Origin of the sequence: Shewanella sp. P1-14-1 (assembly GCF_001401775.1) — a bacterium.
Lineage (GTDB): Bacteria > Pseudomonadota > Gammaproteobacteria > Enterobacterales > Shewanellaceae > Shewanella > Shewanella japonica.
On record NZ_LKTL01000015.1, the window covers coordinates 14,017 to 39,720 of the forward strand.

Consider the following 25,704-nt stretch of genomic DNA (forward strand, 5'->3'; position numbering starts at 1 on the left):
ACAACTCGGCCAAGGAAAAATACCTTGGCCAAATGTTAGAATAGCTATTGTAGCAATTTTATCCGCTAATCGCTGACATTTATTTGAATATTACGTCATGAACCACTCAAAAAGATGACGCTATCTCACCAAATCGCCCTTGCTGATAATCATCAATGGCTTGATTGATTTCTGCTTGAGTGTTCATCACAAATGGTCCCATGTGCACAATTTCTTCATTGATTGGACGACCAGCCAACAGTAATAAGCCACTATCCAGATTTCCCGCCTGTAAATGAGTATTTCTCTCCGGCTCAATGACCACTAACTGACCTTGTTTAGCCACTGCTTGTTCGCCCTTGGTATCAATATAGGTAAGTTCACCTTGATAGATATAAGCACTGACACTGTGGTGTGCGGACAAATCAATATTGGCTTGGCCATTTCTCGATAACGTCACATCAGCAATAGCACCTTGGCCCGCTAAACCTTGAATACTGGCCTCTATTGTTTCCTTCGAGTCTATAAATTGCCAGTTTCCAGCGAGCGCTTTGAGTGAAGCGCCATGTCTGTTGCTCACCGTAGGATTAGGGTTACCTGCCGTGTCTTGATATATCGCTGGGCGCATCTTGTCTTTAGCTGGCATATTGAGCCAAATTTGAAAACCATGCAGCCCTTCATTGGCATCAGCGAGTGGCATTTCAGAATGAATAACGCCGCTGCCGGTACTCATCCACTGCACGTCACCACTGCGAATCGCTTTAACATTCCCTAGCTGATCACGATGCTCAAAGCCGCCTTTTATTAAGTAGGTAAACGTTTCAATACCACGATGAGGGTGAGGTGGAAATCCACCAATAAAATCCTGCTTGTCGTTTGACTTAATTTCATCGATCATTAAGTAAGGATCAAAGCGAGTATTCATAAAGTCAGCCACTCGCTTGATATTAACCCCATCACCATCCATTGCTGGTCTTGCAGTAAATTTGCTTTTTACTTTCATCTTAAGTGTCTCTATTAAAAACGTTAAAGCCACTTTAGCAACTAAAATTTAGAATAAAAATTGCAATAAAACACACCTATTAGTCGATTAAATCGAACTATATCTCTCTATGTAGAAATAAAAGTCACTCTAGACACTAAAAAATGCCATGAATCGTCGCAGTTAAGATGAATATAGCGTAATAAGCCTTACTGAGTGATTTAAGGCTTTTCAATTATAAGATAGGTATGAATTTCAGGATATTGATCGAATTCAAGATGCCTGACTACACAACCTAAAGACTGAAATAATGATAAAAAACCATTGGTACCTAATGATGAATAATACACCTCAGGCCCCATCACCGAATTGGTATGCGAGCCAGCTTCTGTTGTCCCACCAAACGAGAATATCAACACACCGCCAGAACATAATCCATTGACAATGTTGGTCAATACTTGTGTTTGCTCAGTCAACGGAATATGCCAAATACTGTCCCAAGCAGTGATGAACATGTATTGTTCATCCAATGGATACTGGCAAATATCAGCATGAATAAAACGAACATCTGGCTGACGGGCTTTCGCAATATTAATCATTTCAGCCGACACATCTAAACCTTCAGGAGCAAACCCCTCTGCTTTTAATAGTTCGATAAAACGCCCTGTGCAGCCACAACCAATATCAAGTGCTTTACCCTTGTGCTTAACAAAGTTCAGCGCTTTTTTATGCTGCGCTATGCCATTTTCAAGATTAAATGTATCGCTTGTCCAGCGATGCGTTATTTGATCATAAGCCTTACCAATATCTATTGGTTTCATCCGTGTGTTATATCCTTTTGTCTTTACCGTGACATCAAAACCTTGGCATCACATCAAAATCATCGCCATGGAAATGGTTAACTATCAAACCACTGTAATGCATTCGTCATAAAAAAAGGACTCATAATGAGCCCTTTTAGCATAATATTTGATGGTTAACTTAGCTTAACTACGCAAGCCAATACCACGAGATATTAAGTAGTAAGCCACAAACCAAAGCGATGCACAAAAGCCTACCATGATGCCAATTGATAATGGCACACTAATATCTGCAAAGCCTAAAAAGCCGTAACGGAATACGTTAATCATATACACAACCGGATTTAATGCCGACACGCCTTGCCAAAAATCGGGTAATAAAGAGAGTGAGTAAAACACCCCGCCCAAATAGGTCAGCGGCGTTAAGATAAACGTGGGAATAATGCTGATATCATCAAAACTTTTTGCAAATACTGCATTAATTAACCCGCCTAATGCAAATAGCACAGAAGTTAAAAATACCGTCATTATCACAAGACCAACATGATGCAGGCTCAGGTTAACAAAGAACATAGCCACTAATGTCACAATCAAACCAACACTTAAACCACGAGCAACTCCGCCTCCCACGTAGCCAGCAATCATCACGTAATGAGGCACAGGAGCAACCATTAGCTCTTCGATACTGCCATGCATTTTGGCACTAAAAAATGAAGACGCAACATTAGAGTATGAGTTGGTTATCACCGACATCATAATGAGGCCTGGCGCGATGAACTCCATGTAAGATACACCGCCCATTTCACCAATGCGGTTACCAATTAAGTTACCAAAAATCAGAAAATATAATGTCATGGTAATCGCTGGCGGCACTAGTGTTTGTACCCAAATACGAGTAAAACGATTAATTTCTTTCGTTAATATACTTTTAAAGGCAATCCAATATAGGTGCTTCATTATTTTGCCTCCTTGGCTTTTTCAACAAGCTCTACGAATAACTCTTCAAGACGGTTGGCCTTATTTCGCATCGATGAGACCTCGATGTTTGCCTCTGAGAGTTTGGCAAATAAATCATTAAGGTTGTGTGCCTTTGCCACATCCACTTCTAACGTGTGCCCGTCAACAAGGCGGCAGTTCATATTGGGGATTTGCGGCGCGGCTTCAATATCATTACGTAAATCTAAAATGAAGGTTTCAACATCCAATTTGCTTAGTAAGCTTTTCATACTGGTGTTTTCCACCAGCAAACCTTTGTCAATAATACCAATATTGCGGCATAACATTTCAGCTTCTTCAAGATAGTGCGTGGTTAAAATAATCGTCACACCTTGGTTGTTAATATCTTTTAAAAACTGCCACATAGAGCGGCGTAGCTCGATATCAACTCCAGCTGTAGGTTCATCTAAAATCAGTAACTTCGGCTCATGCATTAATGCTCTGGCAATCATTAAGCGGCGCTTCATGCCACCAGATAAGGCTCTAGCTTGACTGTCACGCTTTTCCCACAAATCCAGTTGTGAAAGGTATTTCTCGGCGCGCTGTAACGCGACGGCACGGGTAACGCCATAGTAACCCGCTTGATTCACCACAATTTGCAGCACTGTTTCGAACTGATTAAAATTAAACTCTTGCGGTACAAGGCCAATACACATTTTGGCTTGTTCAAGTGTTTTATCGATATCAAACCCAAACACCTTGACGCTGCCAGCGGTTTTTTGCACTAACGAGCTAATCACCCCGATGGTGGTCGACTTACCGGCACCATTGGGCCCTAACAAAGCAAAAAAATCACCTTGTTCAACGGTTAAACTAATTCCTTTAACGGCTTGGACACCGCTTTTATAAGTTTTTTGCAGGTTTTCGATCACCAAAGCATTGGTGCTGTTACTCATTGCTATACCTCTAAGCTGTTTGTTAAGACGAGTGATTACACTGGCATTGTATTATCTATGACGTAATGTAACTGAAAAAGGTGCAAATATTTTCTAACGCCCAAAATAAAACTCCCGCCTAAAGCGGGAGTTTGCACACAAAGGGTTACATTAATCTAATGGAACCACTTTTGCGATATAAGGCAGGTTACGATACTGCTCAGCATAATCGATACCATAGCCAACAATAAACTCATCAGGAATGGTAAAACCGATAAAGTCGACAGGAACATCAACTTCACGACGTTCAGGTTTATCCAATAATGTACATAGTGCAAGGCTTTTAGGCTCACGCAATAATAACATGTCACGTACTTTATTTAGGGTGTTACCTGAATCAATCAAATCTTCAACAATCAATACATCGCGATCAGCAATCTCAGAAGAAACATCTTTTAAGATTTTAACGTCACGTGAGCTTGTCATTGCGTTGCCATAACTTGAAACTGACATAAAGTCGATTTCAACATGGCCTTTAATACGGCGACATAAGTCAGCCATAAAAACCACAGACCCTTTCAATAAGCCGACCATTAACAAACGCTCGCTGTCTGCGTAATGGGCATTAATCCTTTCAGCTAATATATCCAGTTTTTCGTTGATTTCTTCTGCAGAAATCATCACTTCGGTTGTGTGTTTCATATTACTCTCAATTGTCGTGACTTTCGGACTTAATCATTGGCTTCGTCGCGAGACTTTTGTGTGGCATAACCCCAACGATTTGTCAGCCCATGTTCAATACCCAAATGATCTAGAATTCGGGAAACCATGAAGTTTACCAGATCTTCTATCGATTGGGGATGGTGATAAAAACCTGGCGCAGCAGGCATGATAGTCGTGCCATGACGTGTAAGGCTTAACATATGCTCTAAGTGTATGGCACTAAAAGGAGTTTCCCGTGGCACAAGGATTAATTGACCACGCTCTTTAATGACCACATCAGCTGCTCTTTCTAATAAATTATTGCTCATTCCGGTAGCGACAGCTGCTAAGGTGCCAGTAGAACAAGGACAAATCACCATTTGTTTAGGTGCCGCGCTACCGGATGCGGGTGGTGAAAACCACTCATCTTTACCTAACACCACCAGCTCACCAATCACAGAATCTGTCATTTCAAAATGCGCTAATAACTGCTCACGTGCTTTTTCAGGGTTGGCACTTAATTGCAGCGCTTCTTCAGTAGCAAGTACCACTCGTGCTGCGCTTGAAATCATCAAAAATACTTGATAATCGGCCTCAAGCAAGCATTGCAATAGCTTTAAACCATATGGCGCACCTGAGGCTCCAGTCCATGCAAGGCTAATGGCTTTGGGTCTTTTGTTGTACTGCGTTGAATTACTCATAAACTCTCTAAATATAGCTAAGTGTATCTCGCTATTTATACGTTCAGTGCACGCTTATAGATGCCTTAAAATGGTTATTTAAGCTAAAGCGCTAATTAATTTCTGATGAATACCATTAAAGCCGCCATTACTCATAATCACAATGGTGTCACCCGATTGAGCCAGTGACGAGACTGCGTTAATAATATCTGTAATCTCAGTCATCACAGTGACAGGAATACTGGCATGATTCATATTGGCACTCATGTCCCAACCAATATTGTCAGCTTGGTACAAAAACGCGCAATCTGCCAGTGCCATTGAAGCGGCTAAGGTGTCTTTATGTACCCCGCTTTTCATAGTATTTGAGCGAGGTTCTAAAACCACAATCAATTTACCACTGGCGTTATCCGCTTCTCCCACTTTAGCTCGCAACCCTTGCAACGTGGTAGCAATGGCTGTGGGATGATGAGCAAAGTCATCATAAACAGCAATACCACTCACCGTATCCAGTAGCTCCAGACGGCGTTTAGGCGGCGCAAATTGAGTTAACGCTTCAATAGCTTGTGCTGGTAACACACCAACATGACGCGCTGCAGCAATTGCCATCACGGCATTTTCAATATTATGCTGTCCCAGTAAGTCCCAATTCAAAATACCTTGAGATTCACCATCAAACATCACTTCAAACTCGTGACCATCTGCTGCAATGGTATTTGCATACCAACCTTTGCCAGCTTGTTTACCCGCTATACTAGTCGCATAAAATAGCTCTTGCTCACTCCAGCAGCCTAACTCAATGACGTCTTTTACAGCCTCAACTTCAGCTGGCCAAATGACTTTGCCTTCACCAGGTACTGTGCGAATAACGTGATTAAACTGGCGCTGAATCGCCCCTAAGTCGGCAAAAATATCTGCATGGTCAAATTCAAGGTTATTAATCACCAATGTGCGAGGTCGGTAGTGGACAAACTTAGAGCGTTTATCAAAAAAAGCACTGTCATATTCATCTGCTTCAACCACGAAAAAAGGTGAATGACCTAGCCTTGCTGACACACCAAAGTTTTGCGGTACGCCACCAATTAAAAAGCCCGGTTCGTAACCACAATATTCAAGCACCCATGCAAGCATACTTGAGGTTGATGTTTTACCGTGCGTGCCAGATACCGCCAGCACCCAGCGGTCAGGTAAAATATATTCAGATAAGAATTGCGGCCCAGAAGTATAGTTAATACCTCGATTCAATACCGCTTCGACACACGGGTTACCGCGGCTCATCGCATTACCAATCACAACAACATCGGGCTGGTTTTCACCCTCTTTGCCCAATTGCACCGGATCAAAACCTTGGATAAGTTCAATTCCTTGCTCTTCAAGTTGGGTACTCATTGGCGGATAAACATTGGCATCACTGCCTGTCACTTTGTGCCCCATAGCACGGGCTAATAACGCAAGGCCGCCCATAAAAGTGCCACAGATCCCAAGAATATGTACGTGCATGTTGTTGCTCTTGTGAAAAAATTAATGGCTTATTCTAAAGCATTGTGACTGTAATTGTCAGGTGACAATAACAAGCTTTAATCTTGCATCCCATTCAACTGGGCAGAACGGTCCATTGTTGATATTTTTGCATAGTCATTTCGACTCATTCGGGTTTCTTTCTTGCTAAAAAAGCCGTAATAATGAACAGGCTAATTACGTTAACAAGGATTGATAATGATTAAGCTTGTCGCCCAAATATGCCCCCTGATTGTTACTGCTATATTACTCAACATTGGCATTAGCCATGCGGCCCCCAATAAAAATTACGCCATTCAGTTTAATCAATTAGGTTTTGGCGTTAATGGGACAAAAACAGCTGTGGTACCAGAAACTGATGCGGATAATTTTAGCGTGATTGAGCGGCATACTGGTAAAACGGTTTTTCAAGGAAAGTTATCTGAAGCCAAAACATGGGAAGCATCTGGTGACAACGTAATGCTTGCGCATTTTGACGAAGTGACTCAGCAAGGTGAGTACTTCATAAAAGTTGACTCAATACCGCAATCACTGCCATTTACTATTTCAGATGAGCGTTATAACAAACCATTAGCTGCAGCTATTAAAGCCTATTTTTATAATCGCAGCGGCGCTGTGATTCAAAAAGAATTTGCTGGCCAATATGCGAGACCTGCTGCTCATCCAGACACTATTGTGTATGTGCACGAATCAGCGGCATCTAAAGCGCGCCCTGTTGGCACCGTCATTTCATCTCCTAAAGGTTGGTACGATGCTGGCGATTATAATAAGTACATAGTGAACTCAAATATCACAGTGTATACCTTACTTGCAGCGGTATCTGAACAGTCCAATGCCGTCATTAACCTTAACTTGAATATTCCTGAATCAGGTAATGCATTACCAGACATCATTGACGAAGTAATGTGGAATATTGACTGGATGCTGACCATGCAAGATCCAAATGATGGTGGCTTGTACCATAAGCTCACGACTAAGCGGTTTACTGGCGACACAGAAATGCCCCATAAGATGGACCAACCTCGTTACCTTGTTGCCAAATCCACAGCAGCCAGCTTAGGGTTCGCTGCTACAATGGCAAAAGCCAGCCAGATCCTTGCCCAGTATGATCAACACTTATCAATTAACTCTGCAAATGGTCATAGCTATAGCCAGCAATTATTAATGGCAGCAAAGCAAGCATGGCAATGGTCATTGAAAAATCCAGCCATCCATTATCAACAGCCGAGTGATATCCACACTGGGACATATGCCACAGCTGGGGATGACTTAAAAGATGAGTGGTTATGGGCAGCTGCCGAGCTTTTTGCTGCAACAGGCGATAGTGAATACCTCAGTAAAGTTGAAATACCGAAAAAGCCGCGTAACCCTGAGTGGGATAAAGTCGAAACGTTAGCCTTAATCACACTAGCATCACACTCTGATACGCCTAACACCATCGCAAAAGAAGCTAAAAAGCAACTCACGGCATTAACAGAGCGTTGGATTGAAGTGGGGCAAAATTCAGCTTACGGCCTTGCGATTAGTCCAAATGATTTTGTATGGGGCAGTAACTCAAACATGCTCAATAAAGCGGTAACGTTATTGCGTGTAAACCAAATCATAAACAATAAAGATAAGCCGAACAGTTTGTATGAGAAGCACGCTATAGCTATCGTCGATTACATTTTTGGTCGTAATCCAATGGGTATCTCTTATGTCACAGGGATCGGCCAACAAACTCCGATGCATATTCACCACCGTGCTTCTATGGCTGATGGTATTAAAGCGCCTATTCCTGGTTTTTTAGCTGGCGGGGCACAACCAGGGCAACAGGACGCCAAAGATTGTAAAAAACAAGGCGGCATTTACCCATCAAAACAAGCTGCAAAGTCTTACCTCGATCATGATTGCAGTTATGCCAGCAACGAAATCGCCATTAACTGGAATGCCCCTTTGGTGTATATGTTAGCGGCGCTGGTTAATCAGGAAAATTAACCCAAACATATTTATTTAGAAATGCCAGCCGATAAAAAAGCGGCCTTGGAATAACATTTCCAAGGCCGCTTTCATTTTCTCACCATTGAGTTATTAAACTGAATGACGATCAATTATCCAGTTACACATCCAGTAACGTCAAAATCGTTTTACCGAGTAAACCTTCAACCACTTCCCTACCTTCGCCAGGAAAATGCCCATCAACCATTTTGATCAGGTTAGACATACCATTAACGGTCATGTCAGAAGGCTCAGGTAAAGTTGAATTAGCAATAAGCATATTCAAAATATAACGGAAGCGCTTAACCGATAGCGCTTTATGCCAGCTCTCAGTTAATGCCTCTTTCGAATTAAAATCTAATTGCTCAGCAAAAATCGGAAATACTTTACCTCTTAATGCATGAGCAAACTCTTTATTCGATTCGTAATAGCCTTGTAAGGTACTCTTTCGCACCCCTGCAACTTTGGCAATGTTGTCATACGTCACACAATGCCAGCCACTTTCAAAAAAGATATCCAAAATAATTTGGTTATACTTCTGAAAGTTAGCTTCTTTCTCTTCTTTAGAAATCTTCGCCATTACTTTTAACTCTTTAATTAAGTGCCCTTTCAACTGCTGATCATTGTGCACGAATCTCACATAAAATCAATATTAGGTATTAAATACGAAAAAATACTTGCAATGCGTATTAAATACGAATAATCTACACCCAATTCGTACCGAGTACCGTTATAATTTTGTCATTGAGAGAGAGAAACATGAAAAAATCAGTATTAGCATTATCAGTCATTTCTGCATTATTTCTTGCAGGTTGTAGTTCAGATGATGATAGTAGTTCGCCAGAGCCAACACCTGAACCAACAGAGTCACGTGAAGTGGCCGTTACTATAGCAGCAGCACAACTGTTACCAACTTCAGTAGTCATTACCTCTGACGAAGATGGAATTCCAGTGTTACCAGAATACATTCAGCAAGTTGACAATAAAGGTTATCAACACGCTATCCTTGTGAAAGGTTATGACCTTTGCTACAGCGATGAGATTGTAACTGACAAATGTTTTCACAATATCGATATTTATGACGCAACTATTACACTTGACGTAACAGGCGAAGCTACAATCACTATTAGCAATCCAATTGTTAATAGTGTTTATACATCGCCTGTTTATACAGCCTTTGGCGAGGAAACACTCAAAGTCGAGGATACACAAGTTGAAATAAAAGTGACCAATAAAGATTGGCAATACATAACAGTTGAAAGCTCTAATGATGTCGAAGCTAGTTATCTAAACGATTTAAGTATGGAGTGGACTGAAGTTAGTAAAGATGCTCACCGTAATGTAGATTACGATTACTCATTTGGTTATGTACTCATTGATTCACAAGTAGTTGTTGATACTTCAAAATATGGTTCACTTGAAGCTGATACCACTTATGAAGCAAATGGTCGAGTCGACCTTAGAGTTAACTTCAACGAAAACGGCAATATCATTATTGGCGATCCTTCATTCGGCGACGGTGATTCACCAATCATTGAACCAATTACGCCTGTAGTTGATGAAAATAAATTACACTTCGCTGATATTACTAACGATTACAATACTGGAACGGTAACTATTGTTCCCCATGAGTCTGTTCGTAATGATCGTGAAGATGAAGCGAAGGTAGTGACAAATGTAGCTTTAGGAAAAAAACTAAGTGACTACCACCAAGAATTCAGTTTTGAACCTGTTTCAGACGAAATGATGACTCCGTATATCAGCGCATACCTAAAAGGTGCCCTTATAGACGGACGTACAGTCAAAAATATCAGCATCTATGGTAATGGTAATGAAACAGTAACCGTACACTTCGATGATGAAGGCGGTTCTATCACTGGTAACTTAGCTGATTTTCAAGATTATACTGTAGTTCAATGGAATGAGTTGGGTGGGCTGACTCTAGGTAATTTTTACATGCGTCTCAACCCTATGGACGCAGAAGAAGTACGCAACCGTAATGCAGGAAAAGAAATTGTTATAACCGAATACAACTTTGACCTTAAGCCGTAAAAAACACTTGCTGCTGCCATTAGGCAGCAGCAAAAACTATGCAGTTTGATGAAAAATACCATATTAAACTAGGCTATGTAATGATATTATTGGTAGATATTTCAAAGTGTTTAAATAGTGTATTAATTATTTAAATCAATCTTTTATTTCCTATCTAAATCACTGTTAAGCTTTCTTAACCAGCAACTCGGTCAATTGATCAATCTTGGCATTCAATAATCTAATATCTTCTGATGTTGCCATGTCTGAGTTTTTAGGTAACTCACTCGCTCCCTCGATACTAAGTTCAGCTCCTGACTCAGCTTCATTCTCGCCCTGCTCTTCTCGCATGATTTTGGTTTCTTCGCCCATGACATCAAGCACGGCGCCAACCATCATGTTGAGGAAAACAAAGGTGGTTAAGAAGATAAAGCTTAAATAATACAGCCAGCTTAATGGGTATACTTCCATGGTTTCATACATGATCGATGTCCATGATTCGAACGTCGAAATTCGGAACAAGGTCAGCATCGCAATCGATACATCACCCCATAAAAAGTCATTCACATTGGCAAAAAACATGCTGCCAATAGCACCATAGATATAGAAAATTACAAACATTAACAGTGCGATATAACCCATTCTTGGGATCGCTTTTAATAGTGCATTAATCAGCATCCTTAACTCTGGCACCATAGATACTAATCTCAGTACCCTAAATATGCGTAGCAATCTTGCCAATAAAATGGTCGAGCCACCGAGTGGTACTAAGCTGCCAATAACGATAATGGTATCGAAAATATTCCAGCCTTTGGAAAAGAAAGACTTAATACCATCACTCGCCATAAATCGGATGATCAACTCAAATAAGAAAAAGCCAGTGATCGCAATATCCAATACCCATAAGCTTTGCTCAAGCCAAGGCGGTAAATGGTAAGTGTGGGCACCAATAGATAATGCAGAAACAATAATCACAAAGATAACAAAACCTTGGAAGGTTTTACTTTGATCAACTTTTTTAAGGGTATTGAGGATACCAGTAGCTTGCATGGTGGGTTGTTCTCTCCAAAAATAAACCCCTCGGTTTTGAGGACACGAGAGCCTACTTAACCAAGATTAAAATAGAATTAAATGCAACGATCAACACAGTAAAGTGCATATCGCTACCCGTTAAAGGCCGCTAATATACAAGCTGATGGTTTCTTTCACTAATTAACTTATGTTAAAAAACAAAAAAACCTAAGAAAACGTTCGCTTTCTTAGGTTTGTTTATTGCTCAGATTTGTCAGTATTAACTGCTCATACTGAGCATCGTTAACTGTGATTCATGCTAATTATAAATGAGCAAATTGGCGTATCAAATTGTGGTAAACATTATGCAGTCTATCCAATTCTGCTCGCGGCGTATTGCCTGCAGCAATAAGCGATTGAATTGACAGATCAAGTTGATATAAATTTTCTCTTAAAACCGATTCTGACACCATACTTTGCATCCAAGTGATTGCTGCAACTCGCTCACCACGTGTCACCGCTGTCACTTTATGCAAACTACTGGACGGGTAAACAACCGCATAGCCCGCAGGCAATTTAATGGACTGCTCGCCAAATTCAGTGGCGATAATCAACTCACCGCCATCATATTCATCGGGTTCAGAGAGAAATACTGTCATCGATACATCACTACGCAGCACAACCTGAGTATTGGGTACCCGCATCACTGCTGCATCAACATGAAAGCCATATTCTTCAGACTCTGAATAGCGGTTAAAACACGGCGGAAATATCTGATGCGGTAATGCAGCAGAAACCACTTTGGGTGTTTCACCTATTTTATTCAACAACTGGTTTGCCAACTGTTGAACCTTAGCGTCACTGGCCAGTGCTTGGCTGTTTTGCTTGACTGCCGCAGCCATTCCCATTGCCGTATTTTTACCGTCATCCCAAGGGACTGACTGCAAAGTTTGTCGATATGCTTTTACGTCTTCTTTAGACAGTATTTGCTCAATTACAATCATTAGTTAACTCAACTCAATCCTTAGAATTCATAGGTCGCTGACAATTTAGCATTTCTAGCATCGCCAAGGTACATAAATGCGCCCGAGCGATAAGCGGCTGTAAAATACTCTTCATCTAGCACGTTACCCACATTCAAGCGGAAAGTTAATGACTCAGTTGCGTTGTAGTTAGCAAATAAATCAACCACTTGGTAATCTGGAACAACAATGCTGTATCGGCCGTTTTCATCATCATAACCCGCTGCAGTATCAGGTTGCCCGCCGTACATTTCGCTTTGATAGGTATAACCTGCGCCAACTACAAACGCTTCATTAATTTGATAACGTAATTGTAGATATGCACTTTCATCAGCAAAGTTACTCAACGCAAGGCCTACGCTTTCTTCATTGAATGATTCAAGCACCTCTGAATCCATAATCGCTGCTGAAAATTGCACGCTTAATGCTTCAGTGATATTACCCACCATGCCAAACTCGACACCTTGAACTCGATTTTTACCTGTATTTAATGTGCCAAGTGTTGAGTAGCTGTCGCCCACACTTTCCATTACGTCACTCTTGGTGATTTGGAAAACTGACGCCGAAAACATCACACTGTCATCAAATAGCATCCATTTAGTACCAAGTTCAATGTTTTCAACTAATTCTGGATCGGCTGCACGCGCTTGTTCAGCAGTACCACATACCCCACCATAACCACAGCTTGCGCCTAAGTCTGACTCACCACCATTGATATTGGTTGCAGTACTGTAATTAGCATATATATTCCCTTCATCAGTGATGCTATACACTAACCCAAGGTGTCCGTTAAACATGCTGTCATCATATTCGTACAACACATCTCCATTTCGACTGCTCGATGTATCGTTCTGATAATCAAAGCTATCTTGTCTAACACCAAAGAACAGCTCTAGATCGTCTGTAAGCGCTACTGTATCCATAAAGTAAGCTGAAATGGTCTCTATTTGATACTCAGCATCATTGATGCCTTTAGTGTAAGTTCGGCCCATAAGTTTATCGATATTGTCGACAGGGTTACCGTCACCATCTAACATACAGTAAGCACCAGAGTCACCACGTCTCCCTGCTGTTATACAGTTAGTTTCGTTGGCAAATTCAATATCATAAACACCGTTATCAACTTGCTGATCGGTATACTCTAGGCCAAAAACAAACTTGTTCTCCATGCCTAAAATTTGTGTATTCCAAAACAAATTAAATTGGGTGCTGATGTAATCAACTTCTTGGTTACCTTGATGAGTACTTAAAGTCAGAGTATCAACACCTGGTGCGACAGGATCTGATTCGCTGCGTGTCGTTCCACGAGCACCTGTGGTGATATAACCGTTTTCGGTTTTACCAATACGAGTCGCATTATAAAAGGTCAGATTATCGTTAATGTCATATTGAGTGCGCAGGGTAAAAGTCAGCACTTCTGAATTTAGAAAATCTGATTCTTGTGCATATACAGGGATATCAGAAATGGGCTCACGGGTAGATTGATCAAAGTAGCTACCTAAATCAGCCACATCTTTTGCATCTAAATAATACCCATCAGCAATGAAAGACAAATCGTTTGTTGGCTCAAATACTGCTGAAAGTTGCACACCATTGCGCTCACGGCTAATGCCTTCCCTGCCAGGCTTATCTTCATCAGCAAGTAAACCATTGACACGTAAACCGACAGTATCTGACACGGCGTAGTTATAATCTAAAGTTAAGCGGCGATGATCGTCAGTACCTAATGCCAAATCAACACGGCCCAAGTTGTACGATGTTGACGCTTTTTTAGTCACACTGTTAATCGCACCACCTGAAGAACCACGACCTGCAAATGTCGAACTCGGACCTTTAGTGATTTCAACAACTTCTGTGGCAAAACTTTCACGGGTTGTCATACCTGGATCGCGCAGACCATCAACAAAAACATCACTACGCGCTTCATGACCACGAATAATGTAGCGATCGCCAAAGGCGTTACCGTTTTCACCAGTACCTAAAGTAATACCTGCTTGTGCTGACAAGATATCCTTTAAATCTGTTTTACCTGATTCTTGTATTTGATCTTGGGTTAATACAGTGATGACTTGTGGTGTATCAACAAGATCTGCAACACGGCGCAAATCGCCAGAGGCTTCAGATAAGTAAACGGCGTTCTTTACACCGTGAACTTTAATACGCTCAATGGCTTCAGCAGTTTGGTTTTTATCGCACTCAATTCCGCTAACTTCCGGGTTACAGGTCTCTTTAACTTCTTGATCTGCAGAGACTATAGGAGAAGAGAAAACGAGAGCGGCTGCTACGGCTTGTGCGCCTAGTGATAAATGTTTTTGGTTGGCTTGTTTCATGTTACACACTGTCCTTTGTTAATAGATTCCTAATATTCGCGCGGATGGTAACAAATCAACAACAGTAATGTAAATCGTTATCATTTAGGTTTACATTAAAATAATTCAGTATAGAAAACGCATAAAAAACGTCCTGCAATCGCTAAAGGTATTTAAAGAGGAATAAAATAAACGAGAAAAGTGTTTATAAACCTAGCTTGAAGCTTGTAGTGAGTTGGGAATCGCGAGTAGTCACATAAGAACTACATGCTGCATCTGAGCCAATTTACTCAATCAAAACAGGATTTATCTAGCCATTAAATCAAAGAATGAATTGTTTACATACAGCAGTCAAAAGGCCCATCTACTAAAAATTGATTAATCTTGTTCGCCAATGGCATAGATCTCTAACGGTAGATCGTCAGGATCGCTAAAAAAGGTAAATGACTTGCCTGTATATTCGTCGACTCTAATCGGTTCAACATCAATATTGTGTTGCTGTAAATGTGCAACAACCTGATGGATATCATCCACTTTAAAAGCTAAATGACGTAAGCCTTGCGCCTCAGGATAACTAAGTCTTTTCGGCGAATGAGGAAGAGAAAAAAGCTCAATTTGCGTGCCGTCCTTCAGCTGTAAATCCAGCTTATACGAGTCACGTTCTTGACGATAATTTTCAGCAAGTACTGTAAAGCCTAATACTTGAGTGTAGAAATACTTCGAGCGTACATAGTCACTTGCGATAATCGCTACATGATGAATACCATTAAACATAACGCCCCTTTCAATCTATGATAAAAATAAAACCCTGATAGAGAGTCTATCAGGGTTTTAATCATGACACTGAATGATAATTAATCAGAATCATTAATCAATTATCGTAAGCCTTTAAACGCCGACTTCACCGCCATCATTTTTACGAATAACCACAGTTGCATCACGAGGGCGTAATGTCATACCTGCAGGAGTTTCCTCTGCTGCATTGCTTGAATAAGGCCAATTTCTTGGATGCTGAATATTGGCAAATACCGTGCTGTAATCAGATGTAATCGCAAAACCAGTCACCTCACAACCATTTGGCCCAACAAAGAAGCGTTTTAGCTCACTTTGATTGTCCGCAGAAACCACTTGCTGATTGTCGTCGTCATCAACCAAAGTTGATGGCACAATCGCTAGCATTTGATCATTGGTGTACTCTTCAACTTCATCTGCACCATTATCAGTTTGAACCCACATAATGCCGCGCTGATCGAAAGCCAAGCCATCAGGACTTGCAAACTGATTTAAGTCATTCAAGCCAGAGATGTTAGTCTCTTCATCTGCATCAGTAGGTGCACCAAAGACAAAAATATCCCAGTTAAACTCCGTTGCTTCTTCACCTTCATCCCAACGGATAATATGACCAAAGCTATTATTCAAACGTGGATTAGCTGGATTGGTATCATCTGTGCGTTTTGTGTTGTTGGTCAAAGTCAGATATACACTGCCAGTAAATGGGTCAACTGCAGCCCACTCAGGACGATCCATTGGTGTTGCCCCTACTAAGTCAGCAGCACCTGCCGTATTTAAGATAATCGCAGCCACCGAATCGAAGCTATCGGCTAATGTGTTGCCATCAGTTGTCGTGCTATCAAGTGTTAATGGTAACCAAGCACCCACGCCATCTTCACTGAATTTAGCCACATATAACGTACCTGAATTCATGTACTTATCGCCCATTGCTAAACGATTAGTCGCATTGGCATCCGCTTCATCCCAAACGGCATCTGAAACAAATTTATATAAGTACTCAAAACGTGAATCATGGCCAGAATAAAATGTAATTGGCTTACCAGCCTCTAGCTTACCAAAAGTACAGCCTTCGTGACGAAAACGCCCTAAAGCGGTACGTTTAACAGCACGAGAGTTAGGGTTATATGGGTCGATTTCTACAATATAACCGTGGCCATTAGCTTCATTGCGGTAATCATTAGCAGCACTTGAACCTGTCGGTGTAATATCAAAACGAGCAAATTCATCTAAACGCTCTTCATCATTCCCTGCTAAGTGGTTCCAACCGTAGCGAGTATCTGAAGTTGAAATACCAATACGGCTTTGATCTTCAGTTAAAGTGCCATGACTGACGAAATAACCAGGCCAGTTTTCTTCACAAGTCAGGTATGTTCCCCAAGGCGTATAGCCATTACCGCAGTTATTCAATGTACCACGAGCTTGGCTGCCATCTGGCGAATAACGAGTTTCTAAATAAGATGTATAAGCTAATGGGCCGGCAACATCCATGACTGTTGCACCAGTAAAACGGCGATTATGTGAGTCGTTTTCAACCACTTGCCACATGTTGTCTTTTAACTGAATACGCACAACAGAAATACCATGGGCATTAATCTCTTTACGCACTTCATCAATGACAGTTCGCTTACCATTAGCATCAAGCGTTGGCCCCATTGGGTGTAATGCATTTTGATTAATATATTCATGGTTAATACAAAGCAAACCATCATCTGCTGCGTCATTTAACGGAAAGAAATGCATCCCATCATGATGCATTCCTACAGCGTTTTCTTGATCTACAGCAGTATTTGAGCCGTCTTCTTTCCATGCATTTGCTTTACTGTTGAGAGGCGTACCCCATGGAGCAAGTACATAAGCAGAATATCCTGCTGGTACTGCAACTGCATCAAGTTTTGAGCCAGCAATAGAGTCAAAACCTAGTACCGCAGAGCTTTTAGTCGGCGGAGTTTCTGCTGGTGGTGGCGTAGTGGTTGGCGGCGGTGTGCTTGAATCGTTATCAGAACTACATGCTGCTAATCCTGTTCCAGCAAACGCTGTCATAGCACTTAACCCTAAGCCACGTTTTACAAAGTCACGACGTGATAAATGGTTTTCCATCACGGTGGCAAATGGCACATTATTGCTTTTGTTATATTTGGTTGGGTCGAATGTCGCCTTGCTCATAATCTATCCTTAAGTTTGCTCACATCATTAATTGGGGGCTAAATTAGTGAACATAAGATAAGCAGGCTTTGTGACAAATTCACGCCATCTTGATGACAGCAAGATGACGCTTTTATAGCAAAATAATGAACAGAGAATGGAGTGTGATGGCGACCACAATAGATGTGGCAACATTAAAAATAGCTAAAGCAAAACACGTAACACTTTGAAAAAGTTAATACATATTTGCTACTTTCGTTTCGATTTTGCAAGCGCTTTTTGTCGAGCTTGTTGCTTTAGCGAGCCTTTCTTCGTTTTACGCGTCACAGGAGCAACCTGGGTTAAATCAGGCTCAAACCCTGGTAACCATTGCTGTGGTAGTCGCCTATCTAAAAAAGCTTCTAGCTTGATCAGTTGTGGCTCGTCATCAACACTTAATAATGTAATTGCTTGGCCTGTGTTACCTGCACGGCCTGTTCGGCCAATACGATGAATATAGTCTTCATTCTGGAAAGGAAGCTCAATATTAACCACATAATTTAGTTCGTTAATATCTAATCCTCTGGCGGCAACATCTGTCGCAACTAACGCGTTAATTTCACCTGATTTAAATTGAGTTAACACACTCTCACGCACTGCTTGTGAAAGATCCGCATGAAAGGCTGCAGCATTAACGCCAGCTTGCTGTAATTGCGCAGCGACTTTATCTGCGCCCTGTTTAGTGCGGCTAAAAATTAACGCTTGTTGCCAATCTTCTTTTTTAATGAGATGACTTAATAGTGACAATTTTCTCTTGCTATCAACGTTATATACTCGCTCAACAATACTCGCTGCAGTGCTGTTTCGTTGATGAGTTTCAATCACTTGAGGTGAATCTAATAAGCGTTTACTGAATTTAAAAATGCGTTCATCCAAGGTGGCTGAAAACAGGAGTGTTTGACGTTCTTTTGGTACACGTTTCAACACTTCGATGATTTCATCTCTAAAGCCCATATCCAGCATGCGATCGGCTTCATCAAATACTAAATGTTTAAGCTTGGATAATGACATCACTCGATTACGTAAATGATCGAGTAAGCGCCCTGGTGTGGCAACGATAATATCAGCGCCTGCTTGGATCGCATTAGCTTGAGCTTTGATACTGACTCCGCCATAAACAATGACAGAGCGAATATCGGTGCCAGATGCATATTTTTCAACATGTTGATGCACTTGCTGAGCAAGCTCTCGGGTAGGCACCAAAATTAACGTTTGGGTGTAATTCGCTAACGCATCTTGCTTGTCATCAACACTGTCATTGACTTGAGGTGCCATTGCTTTTGATTGCAACAACATTTGAATGATTGGTAATGTAAAAGCGGCTGTTTTTCCTGTGCCCGTTTGCGCGCCAGCTAATACATCTTTACCAGACAATACCACTGGTATCGCCTGCTGTTGAATAGGCGTAGGCTGCTCGTAGCCTAACCGAGTTAACTGCTTAACTAACAAAGGCAATAACTGCAACGACGAAAAAGACATAACCACTCCCAATTATTAAGCCGCAAAGTTTATCACGCCTAACAATGAAAGCCAGCCACACAGCAGTTATCGGCAACTATTTAATCACCTTTGTAGACAGCTAAATATTACCCAATTCATTATTTTTTAGCACCTTAGCTGATATTTATTATTTGCCAGCAGTCATCGCGCCATACCCACCCCATTTAGTGGCGCCGAAACCAATAATAAAGCCTGCGAATAGGCCATCAGCCACAAACCAAAATGGTGATTGAAACACCCCATTAAAGCCAAATATAGCCACCATCATCGCTTGTATTTGATCGTATGCTAACAATGTTAATACCAGATTTAACCAGCCGCCCATCACAATAGCGGTAAGCCACCAAGGTAAAGAAATCTTTAAAATGGGATGATAATCAAACACACCAACAAGTCCGATAATCGCACCAAAGGTGATATACCATAACAGTATGCCCCACAAAAATTGTGTGTTTGTATCGGGCGAAAACAGAGGAATTATCCAAAAGCACAGTAAACCAATCACTAAACCAATCAGCTTGCCTATGGCTGTACGAGTAATAAGAGAAGGGTTATTGAACATAGCACCTCCAAGTCAAAACGTTATGTATTAAGCGCAACATTAAATAATGGCCAAGGCGATAGTGAGTACTAACCACCTTATCGATTAAGTCATTTAATATTAGCCCTCACAGGCGTTTATTGTTGTGATCATCAATCAATTTACCGAACCTAAAAAGCGCTTTCTATCCTAGTTTTTTAGTACAAAAGCCAGCAATGGTTTATCGCAGTCAGCTTCTTCTACAACACCCATTGGCGTGAAACCATTTTTATTCAAGACAGCTATTGAACCTACATTATGTTGAGCCACTTCAGCAAAAATAGGCCGAGTTGAGTGCGCTGATAAAAATAGCCGTAATGCATTAGTCGCATAGCCTTTTCCCCAATACTCACGACCAACCCAATAACCCAAAAGCCATTGGTTCTCGCTTTGCCACAGCACAATGCTACCAATTACGACATCGTCAACAATGATCGCTTGTGCAGTGATTGCAGGATTACTCAAAATATTCTGATACCAATGTTCAAAAAATGCATTACGATCTCTAGCAGGAAAATCAGCCATTTCATTGGCCTCGGGCTCACATTGAAATTGAAATAAGTGCTCTAAATCTTCAGATTTAACATCTCTAAGTTGTAAGTGCATTAAACATCCTTTAATTGATTTCTATCCATAATCTTGGCTTTACTGGTTGCCAATCCCAATTAGTCAGTAAACTTAGGCAAAATTGCCAAAAATTGATAAACTCTGCCTGTTAAACTTAACCTTTTTACAGCGTAATCTCTATTCACAGGAAAACCACAGTGACAGACTCAGCCATCCGCCTAAATAAATACATCAGTGAAAGTGGCATATGCTCAAGACGCGATGCCGATCGATTTATTGAGCAAGGTAATGTTTTTATCAATGGCAAACGAGCACAAGTGGGTGATCAAGTTTCATTTGGCGATAAGGTCAAAGTGAATGGCCAAGATATTGAGCCACGAGATGCTGAAGACTTAGTCTTTATCGCCCTAAATAAACCCGTTGGTATCGTCAGCACAACCGAAGGCACTGAACGCGATAACATCGTCGATTTTGTTAACCATTCAACCCGAATTTTCCCTATTGGACGTTTAGATAAAGACTCCCAAGGGTTAATTTTCCTGACTAACAACGGTGATTTAGTCAATAAAATTCTTCGTGCGGGTAATAATCACGATAAAGAATATGTCGTGACCGTGAATAAACCGATTACTGATGACTTTATTAAAGGAATGGGTGCAGGAGTGCCTATTCTTGGCGTTGTGACTAAAAAGTGTAAGGTCGAACAAGTCTCAACTTATGCCTTTAAGATAGTCCTAGTTCAAGGTTTAAACCGCCAGATCCGCCGTATGTGTGAATACTTTGGCTTTGAAGTAACTAAACTTGAGCGCCAACAAATTATGAACGTTAGCCTAAAAGGTTTACCGATTGGCGAATGGCGTGACTTAGATAAACAAGAATTAGATGTGCTATTTGATATGATCAAAGACTCATCATCAGAAGATAAAAAATCAGCCCCAAAAAAGAAGCCTAAGCCTAAACCCAAAACGCAATCACTGCGTGATAAAATCGAAGGCCCTGAACACTTTATGCAGCACAACCGCAGCAGCAAACATAAAGGACAAGCAAAGGGCGGTGGTAAAGGACAAACTAAGGGACAAGCCAAAGGGAAAGGTAATGCTAAAGGTGGTAAAGGCAAACCAGGTGCAAGTCGTAAGCCTAAACGCTAAGTAGTTTGTCATCATAAGAAACAAAAAAGCTTAGCACTTAATAGCATTTTTCTACTAAAAATCAAAAAAACACCGTTTAACATAAACATTAAACGGTGTCTTATTTCTTATTTCTTATTTCTTATTTTTTAGTTAATAGTTCAACTAAGGTGAAAGTTACTTATATACCGACTTAATGGCCTGCCTAACACCTTCATACAAACGCTTAAGCATCTTATCGAAAATCATTCGAATAGTTGCATAAGTTAGATCGGTAACCACGGTAACCACAGAACCGGCAAAGGCGAGCATATGACCTAACAGACCTCTGACTTCCTCAGCTGCAGCACTAGCTGCTGATGCAATTTTTTCTAAGGTTTTTGCCACTAAATCATAAAAAGTTAGCCCTGCAGAAATTGTTGCTTGAGCTGCAACTGCAGCGTAATAACCCGTTTCTTTTAAGATAGTAATTAACGCAGCACTTAACCTATCACTCCAGTAGTCACTGTAACTTGCTTGGTTACGGTTTTCATATTTCAGCTTTACAGGCTGTAAGTATTCATTAGCTTTAGTGCTTAAATGAGCCCAGCTTTCGGTATCTGCAGAGACAAGATACCCAGGCACTGCACCTTCATCCGGATCCATACCATGCGCACTAATTTTCAGGCCTTGGCTATTATCAAGTCGATATTCAAAACCTTTGTAAGGTGCATGAATAAATGGCCAAAGCGGTACCTTAGGAACCAAGTCTGCACCATGGGTACAACGGTGGATTTTATTTAATCGATTAGTGTTTTTGTTGGCAAAGCTTTGCTGACCCACTCTCGGCGCACCAAAAGTGTATAAGTTAACGTTCGATGAATAGTTGTTTAAAGCTGCCCAATCCGCCGTTAACGATGCTAAGGCACCACCTAAACTGTGACCGACACAGTGAACAGCTTTTCCAGGATTTGCCGTACGCCATTGGTCTAAAAAGGTTTTGAATTGAGGACGTAAAGAGTTAAATGCATTATTAAATCCTGCATGGACAATTTGCCCACCTTCACTCGATGTTAAGCCTATTTGAGCATTGGTAGACCAATCAGCAATAGAGTTAAACTGAGTACCTCGTATTGCAATAACAGCATCTCCTTGATACTGACCTTTACCCACTCCCATAGCAGCAAAACCGGAATGGCGATTCATTACAAATCCTCCCGTTTTACCAATACCTTTAGCTTGAAAGTCATAATGATTATTAATGTAGGCATTTCCGAATTTAGTTCTACCGCCAAATTCAGATTGCATATCAATGAGAGAGTACGTCGCTTGCGATAATTCTGCCGCAAGTTTTGGAGATAAAATAGGCATTTAACAATCCTTGTAAATGTTTAATTTAACTAATTTAAGGGTTTAATACTTACCATGAATTTTACGTTTTTCTACTTCAATTTTTTCTAGTTCAGGCCAGCGACAAATGCTGTCAATTTCATATCTAACGACGCCTTGCTCGTAGCTGTCGTTAATAACATGATGAACCATTTCTTCCTCTGTAAGCTCACAATTCAGCGAAGCCAGACGTTCTTGAAAATAGGGACTGTGTTTTATCCCTCTGGATTTTGTAGCCCATATATAAGGATCTTGATATTCCTCATAGCGATCGTCTTCAACACGAATAATTTGAGAGATAATATTGGTAGAAAATAAACCATTTGGATGCGTTGACTGAATGACAATCTCAGGAAAGCTAAACTCACCATTGCTGCCAGTCGTAGTGTAATCATAAACACCATCTTCCATGACATTGATATAGAGGTAGCCTCGACGTAATTTAAGGCCTTCTACAGGCTGACCGCGCAGTGTAATTCTTCCTGAAACTGCAGGAAAAACTTCAACATCGACTGCTTTTTTGAATATACCCAACACAGTTCCCTCCGAGTGACTGCTGACCACCAGCATCAGTAAACAACTGACTAATGCCGCAAATACAGTGAATTTTTTCATGTATTTAATGTCCCTTGCAATGGCGTCATATTCTGATTCAAGGCGCTAATTATAAAGAATTTTAAATGTGGATTGTATTATCACAATTAGCTATATAGGTATGAATTTACATATTAAAGGCAAGAGGCTTACCCTAATGAGTATTACGAATAGATGAATAAATAGGCTAATTATATAAGGTAGGTTAACAGCTTAAAATGAATAATATCCCCCCATGACCATTTTCCAAAAAGCCAAGGTAAAACGGTACTTAAAACAGTAAAGCGAAAGCATCAATGATAAAACCTGTTTTTGCACTCTCGCCAACAGCGGCTCAACTTACAAACTGACTCATTTATTCAATAAAAACGTCATTGGAATTGCTAGTCGCTCAGCCCAATCATCCTCAGTATGAGCCTTACCTTTAAAAAAGTGACTTTGCCAAAGGTTTTTATCATAGCCTGCAGATTCAAATAGTTTATCTACCTCAGCCTGTAAGGGCGGATACATGGCATCAAGGGTTTGATCGCCGTAATCAAAGTAAAGTTTCACTTGAGGTTTAGTGGCAATCTGTTTAGCTAAATACTGATTAAAAACCTGTGGTATCGGGTTATTTTCTGTAGCAAAAGAGCCAGGCCAATGAGTCGATAAACAAGCGGCACCACCAAAGACTTGTGGATACTCTAACGCCGTATACCAAGAGATTAACCCTCCCATACTTGAGCCCATAATGAAGGTATTTTGCTTATCTGTTGCGACCTTGAAGTGAGTATCGATATAGGGTTTTAGCTCAGTAACGATAAACTCAGCATACTTATCAGAATACACCGCCTGCGCTAATAGCTTTTCAGTTTCATTTCGCTGGGTTCGATACAAGCTTGTTTGGGTATCTTCACTTAACGACTCAAATGGCTTTTGCGGAAAATATTCGCTATGGCGAGACAGCTCTGCATTATGAATACCCACCACGATAAAAGGCTTAATATCATTATTTTTATTAAGGTTTGCAGCGGTTTCATCCACTTCCCACGCTGTACCATTCCACGACTGAGTAGCATCAAATAGAACCTTGCCGTCATGCATATACACCACGGCATAAGGTGCATTAGCGGGGTAATCTTCAGGTAACCACACATCAATAGGGCGTGGTTTTATAAGGGTAAATTCAATGTGTTTTTCATCAAGACGTTGTAATGTCCCTTGGCTGACATGAGGTAAAACGTTTTTAGCTAAAAGAGGTTCATTATCGGCAATTACCACTTCTATATGGGATAGTGATAATGTAGCTAAGATAGCGCCATTCAAAATAAGTCTTTGAATACTCCTAATTAAACTTAATAACTTCACAAATTATCCTTTTACATATAAATACTAGATCGGTCTATTTAGATTTCACAAAGTCATAACTCATATCTAAATCATTAACTATAGGATTAAAATAATAGCCAAGTTTAACTACTCCTTCTGAACGATAAAACTCTCTTCCTTTTTCGTTTACAACAAAGTAACTAGGATGGGTAATAAGGTAAGCATAATTTGCTTCGATTACATCGCCTTTATTATTAAACCGACTATTAACTCTAAAAATATAAGTGAGATTCTCAGTAAAACCATGTCCTAAGCTTCTGCTTATTTCTTTATTACTCCCATTTACCAGTATTCTAGAGAATTGACTGAATTCCAAATCATGAAAGGAATCTAGCTTATTTACCTGTTGGATTTTCTCATTGAGGTCATCTGTCTTTAAAACCTCAATTGCTCCATCACCTTCGTTAGGAAACGCTAAAACCAATTGTTCATCAAACTCTTCTGCACTAATAGCCTCCCCTTTTATCAATAAATTTACATGTGCCTTTTGACCTTTACCAAGAGGAGAAACTAAATCCCCTACTTCTAAATCATAAGCATAAAAAACATTTTTTAAAGGAAGTTCAACTGATATTAGCTTGGCATATTTTACTTGATGCTGTTCAGTAGTATTGCTGCTACAGCCCCCCAAAAAAATACTAAGTAATGTTAGTGCAATAAAATTCTTATTCATTGATTTCACCAAACCCATTTTAAAAGTTAACTCAATGAGTAACGTATTTCACCTAACATAACAAACTTTTAG

23 protein-coding genes are annotated in these 25,704 nt (G+C 40.6%); 3 read left to right on the forward strand and 20 right to left on the reverse strand.

Annotated features, from left to right (window positions below; genetic code table 11):
• Positions 1-106: 106 nt before the first annotated feature.
• The 7 genes from AN944_RS12045 to mpl form a co-directional block, all read right to left on the reverse strand.
• On the reverse strand, positions 107-982 hold the full coding sequence (locus AN944_RS12045) for a pirin family protein (protein WP_055024873.1): 876 nt from the start codon (positions 980-982) through the stop codon (positions 107-109).
• 200 nt (positions 983-1,182) lie between these two features.
• On the reverse strand, positions 1,183-1,782 hold the full coding sequence (locus tag AN944_RS12050) for a trans-aconitate 2-methyltransferase (protein ID WP_055024874.1): 600 nt from the start codon (positions 1,780-1,782) through the stop codon (positions 1,183-1,185).
• 165 nt (positions 1,783-1,947) lie between these two features.
• Entirely contained in the window at positions 1,948-2,718 is a 771-nt protein-coding gene (locus AN944_RS12055) for an ABC transporter permease (protein ID WP_055024875.1), read from the reverse strand.
• The gene (locus tag AN944_RS12060; RefSeq protein WP_055024876.1) at positions 2,718-3,653 is read right to left on the reverse strand and encodes an ABC transporter ATP-binding protein; all 936 of its coding nucleotides are present in this window, start codon (positions 3,651-3,653) and stop codon (positions 2,718-2,720) included. Before AN944_RS12060 ends, AN944_RS12055 begins: the two co-directional genes overlap by 1 nt.
• 150 nt (positions 3,654-3,803) lie before the next feature.
• Positions 3,804-4,334, reverse strand: coding sequence for a hypoxanthine phosphoribosyltransferase (hpt, locus tag AN944_RS12065; RefSeq protein WP_055024877.1), 531 nt, complete (start codon positions 4,332-4,334; stop codon positions 3,804-3,806).
• Between the two features lie 29 nt (positions 4,335-4,363).
• Positions 4,364-5,035 carry a flavin prenyltransferase UbiX gene (locus AN944_RS12070; RefSeq protein WP_055024878.1) on the reverse strand — a complete coding sequence of 224 codons (672 nt, stop codon included), beginning with the start codon at positions 5,033-5,035 and terminating at the stop codon, positions 4,364-4,366.
• 78 nt (positions 5,036-5,113) lie between these two features.
• On the reverse strand, positions 5,114-6,514 hold the full coding sequence (gene mpl / locus AN944_RS12075; RefSeq protein ID WP_055024879.1) for a UDP-N-acetylmuramate:L-alanyl-gamma-D-glutamyl-meso-diaminopimelate ligase: 1,401 nt from the start codon (positions 6,512-6,514) through the stop codon (positions 5,114-5,116).
• A gap of 216 nt (positions 6,515-6,730) precedes the next feature.
• Here mpl and AN944_RS12080 point away from each other — a divergent pair, with 216 nt between their 5' ends.
• Positions 6,731-8,509, forward strand: a complete 1,779-nt coding sequence (locus AN944_RS12080; protein ID WP_055024880.1) for a glycoside hydrolase family 9 protein — start codon at positions 6,731-6,733, stop codon at positions 8,507-8,509.
• 121 nt (positions 8,510-8,630) lie between these two features.
• Here AN944_RS12080 and AN944_RS12085 read toward each other — a convergent pair whose 3' ends face one another.
• Positions 8,631-9,089 (reverse strand): TetR/AcrR family transcriptional regulator, encoded by a 459-nt coding sequence (locus AN944_RS12085; RefSeq protein WP_144430187.1) that lies wholly within the window; start codon positions 9,087-9,089, stop codon positions 8,631-8,633.
• A gap of 179 nt (positions 9,090-9,268) precedes the next feature.
• On the opposite strand from AN944_RS12085, the gene AN944_RS12090 reads away from it, so the two are divergent.
• Entirely contained in the window at positions 9,269-10,561 is a 1,293-nt protein-coding gene (locus tag AN944_RS12090; RefSeq protein WP_055024882.1) for a hypothetical protein, read from the forward strand.
• A gap of 165 nt (positions 10,562-10,726) precedes the next feature.
• Here the strand turns inward: AN944_RS12090 and AN944_RS12095 are convergent, their stop codons facing one another.
• The 8 genes from AN944_RS12095 to AN944_RS12130 all read right to left on the reverse strand — a co-directional run bounded on the left by AN944_RS12095 (position 10,727) and on the right by AN944_RS12130 (position 20,541).
• The gene (locus AN944_RS12095) at positions 10,727-11,590 is read right to left on the reverse strand and encodes an ion transporter (RefSeq protein ID WP_055024883.1); all 864 of its coding nucleotides are present in this window, start codon (positions 11,588-11,590) and stop codon (positions 10,727-10,729) included.
• Positions 11,591-11,874: 284 nt separating this feature from the next.
• Positions 11,875-12,555: a Fe2+-dependent dioxygenase gene (locus AN944_RS12100; RefSeq protein ID WP_055024884.1), complete on the reverse strand. Its 681-nt coding sequence runs from the start codon at positions 12,553-12,555 to the stop codon at positions 11,875-11,877.
• A 20-nt stretch (positions 12,556-12,575) separates the two neighbouring features.
• Complete coding sequence (locus tag AN944_RS12105; protein ID WP_055024885.1) at positions 12,576-14,903, reverse strand: TonB-dependent siderophore receptor; 2,328 nt, start codon at positions 14,901-14,903, stop codon at positions 12,576-12,578.
• A 357-nt stretch (positions 14,904-15,260) separates the two neighbouring features.
• A complete protein-coding gene (locus AN944_RS12110) occupies positions 15,261-15,656 on the reverse strand; it encodes a VOC family protein (RefSeq protein WP_055024886.1) in 396 nt (131 codons plus the stop codon).
• Positions 15,657-15,770: 114 nt separating this feature from the next.
• Positions 15,771-17,837, reverse strand: coding sequence for a PhoX family phosphatase (locus tag AN944_RS12115; RefSeq protein WP_055024887.1), 2,067 nt, complete (start codon positions 17,835-17,837; stop codon positions 15,771-15,773).
• 228 nt (positions 17,838-18,065) lie between these two features.
• Positions 18,066-19,334 (reverse strand): DEAD/DEAH box helicase, encoded by a 1,269-nt coding sequence (locus AN944_RS12120; protein ID WP_055024888.1) that lies wholly within the window; start codon positions 19,332-19,334, stop codon positions 18,066-18,068.
• Between the two features lie 148 nt (positions 19,335-19,482).
• A complete protein-coding gene (locus AN944_RS12125; RefSeq protein WP_055024889.1) occupies positions 19,483-19,917 on the reverse strand; it encodes a hypothetical protein in 435 nt (144 codons plus the stop codon).
• Positions 19,918-20,085: 168 nt separating this feature from the next.
• Positions 20,086-20,541: a GNAT family N-acetyltransferase gene (locus tag AN944_RS12130; RefSeq protein WP_055024890.1), complete on the reverse strand. Its 456-nt coding sequence runs from the start codon at positions 20,539-20,541 to the stop codon at positions 20,086-20,088.
• A 158-nt stretch (positions 20,542-20,699) separates the two neighbouring features.
• Here AN944_RS12130 and rluF point away from each other — a divergent pair, with 158 nt between their 5' ends.
• Entirely contained in the window at positions 20,700-21,650 is a 951-nt protein-coding gene (rluF, locus tag AN944_RS12135; protein ID WP_055024891.1) for a 23S rRNA pseudouridine(2604) synthase RluF, read from the forward strand.
• A gap of 156 nt (positions 21,651-21,806) precedes the next feature.
• On the opposite strand, the gene AN944_RS12140 is transcribed toward rluF, so the two are convergent.
• The 4 genes from AN944_RS12140 to AN944_RS12155 form a co-directional block, all read right to left on the reverse strand.
• Positions 21,807-22,979: a lipase family protein gene (locus tag AN944_RS12140; protein WP_055024892.1), complete on the reverse strand. Its 1,173-nt coding sequence runs from the start codon at positions 22,977-22,979 to the stop codon at positions 21,807-21,809.
• 42 nt (positions 22,980-23,021) lie between these two features.
• Complete coding sequence (locus tag AN944_RS12145; RefSeq protein WP_055024893.1) at positions 23,022-23,612, reverse strand: DUF6795 domain-containing protein; 591 nt, start codon at positions 23,610-23,612, stop codon at positions 23,022-23,024.
• A gap of 330 nt (positions 23,613-23,942) precedes the next feature.
• Positions 23,943-24,938 (reverse strand): alpha/beta hydrolase, encoded by a 996-nt coding sequence (locus AN944_RS12150; protein ID WP_235530893.1) that lies wholly within the window; start codon positions 24,936-24,938, stop codon positions 23,943-23,945.
• A gap of 34 nt (positions 24,939-24,972) precedes the next feature.
• Positions 24,973-25,632 carry a hypothetical protein gene (locus AN944_RS12155; protein ID WP_055024894.1) on the reverse strand — a complete coding sequence of 220 codons (660 nt, stop codon included), beginning with the start codon at positions 25,630-25,632 and terminating at the stop codon, positions 24,973-24,975.
• Positions 25,633-25,704 lie beyond the last annotated feature (72 nt).

Excerpts from the sequence above, each read along its gene's own strand:
- AN944_RS12045 (WP_055024873.1), bottom strand. The coding sequence starts at position 982 with ATGAAAGTAAAAAGCAAATTTACTGCAAGACCAGCAATGGATGGTGAT.
- AN944_RS12050 (WP_055024874.1), bottom strand. The coding sequence starts at position 1,782 with ATGAAACCAATAGATATTGGTAAGGCTTATGATCAAATAACGCATCGC.
- AN944_RS12055 (WP_055024875.1), bottom strand. The coding sequence starts at position 2,718 with ATGAAGCACCTATATTGGATTGCCTTTAAAAGTATATTAACGAAAGAA.
- AN944_RS12060 (WP_055024876.1), bottom strand. The coding sequence starts at position 3,653 with ATGAGTAACAGCACCAATGCTTTGGTGATCGAAAACCTGCAAAAAACT.
- hpt (WP_055024877.1), bottom strand. The coding sequence starts at position 4,334 with ATGAAACACACAACCGAAGTGATGATTTCTGCAGAAGAAATCAACGAA.
- AN944_RS12070 (WP_055024878.1), bottom strand. The coding sequence starts at position 5,035 with ATGAGTAATTCAACGCAGTACAACAAAAGACCCAAAGCCATTAGCCTT.
- mpl (WP_055024879.1), bottom strand. The coding sequence starts at position 6,514 with ATGCACGTACATATTCTTGGGATCTGTGGCACTTTTATGGGCGGCCTT.
- AN944_RS12080 (WP_055024880.1), top strand. The coding sequence starts at position 6,731 with ATGATTAAGCTTGTCGCCCAAATATGCCCCCTGATTGTTACTGCTATA.
- AN944_RS12085 (WP_144430187.1), bottom strand. The coding sequence starts at position 9,089 with ATGGCGAAGATTTCTAAAGAAGAGAAAGAAGCTAACTTTCAGAAGTAT.
- AN944_RS12090 (WP_055024882.1), top strand. The coding sequence starts at position 9,269 with ATGAAAAAATCAGTATTAGCATTATCAGTCATTTCTGCATTATTTCTT.
- AN944_RS12095 (WP_055024883.1), bottom strand. The coding sequence starts at position 11,590 with ATGCAAGCTACTGGTATCCTCAATACCCTTAAAAAAGTTGATCAAAGT.
- AN944_RS12100 (WP_055024884.1), bottom strand. The coding sequence starts at position 12,555 with ATGATTGTAATTGAGCAAATACTGTCTAAAGAAGACGTAAAAGCATAT.
- AN944_RS12105 (WP_055024885.1), bottom strand. The coding sequence starts at position 14,903 with ATGAAACAAGCCAACCAAAAACATTTATCACTAGGCGCACAAGCCGTA.
- AN944_RS12110 (WP_055024886.1), bottom strand. The coding sequence starts at position 15,656 with ATGTTTAATGGTATTCATCATGTAGCGATTATCGCAAGTGACTATGTA.
- AN944_RS12115 (WP_055024887.1), bottom strand. The coding sequence starts at position 17,837 with ATGAGCAAGGCGACATTCGACCCAACCAAATATAACAAAAGCAATAAT.
- AN944_RS12120 (WP_055024888.1), bottom strand. The coding sequence starts at position 19,334 with ATGTCTTTTTCGTCGTTGCAGTTATTGCCTTTGTTAGTTAAGCAGTTA.
- AN944_RS12125 (WP_055024889.1), bottom strand. The coding sequence starts at position 19,917 with ATGTTCAATAACCCTTCTCTTATTACTCGTACAGCCATAGGCAAGCTG.
- AN944_RS12130 (WP_055024890.1), bottom strand. The coding sequence starts at position 20,541 with ATGCACTTACAACTTAGAGATGTTAAATCTGAAGATTTAGAGCACTTA.
- AN944_RS12140 (WP_055024892.1), bottom strand. The coding sequence starts at position 22,979 with ATGCCTATTTTATCTCCAAAACTTGCGGCAGAATTATCGCAAGCGACG.
- AN944_RS12145 (WP_055024893.1), bottom strand. The coding sequence starts at position 23,612 with ATGAAAAAATTCACTGTATTTGCGGCATTAGTCAGTTGTTTACTGATG.
- AN944_RS12155 (WP_055024894.1), bottom strand. The coding sequence starts at position 25,632 with ATGAATAAGAATTTTATTGCACTAACATTACTTAGTATTTTTTTGGGG.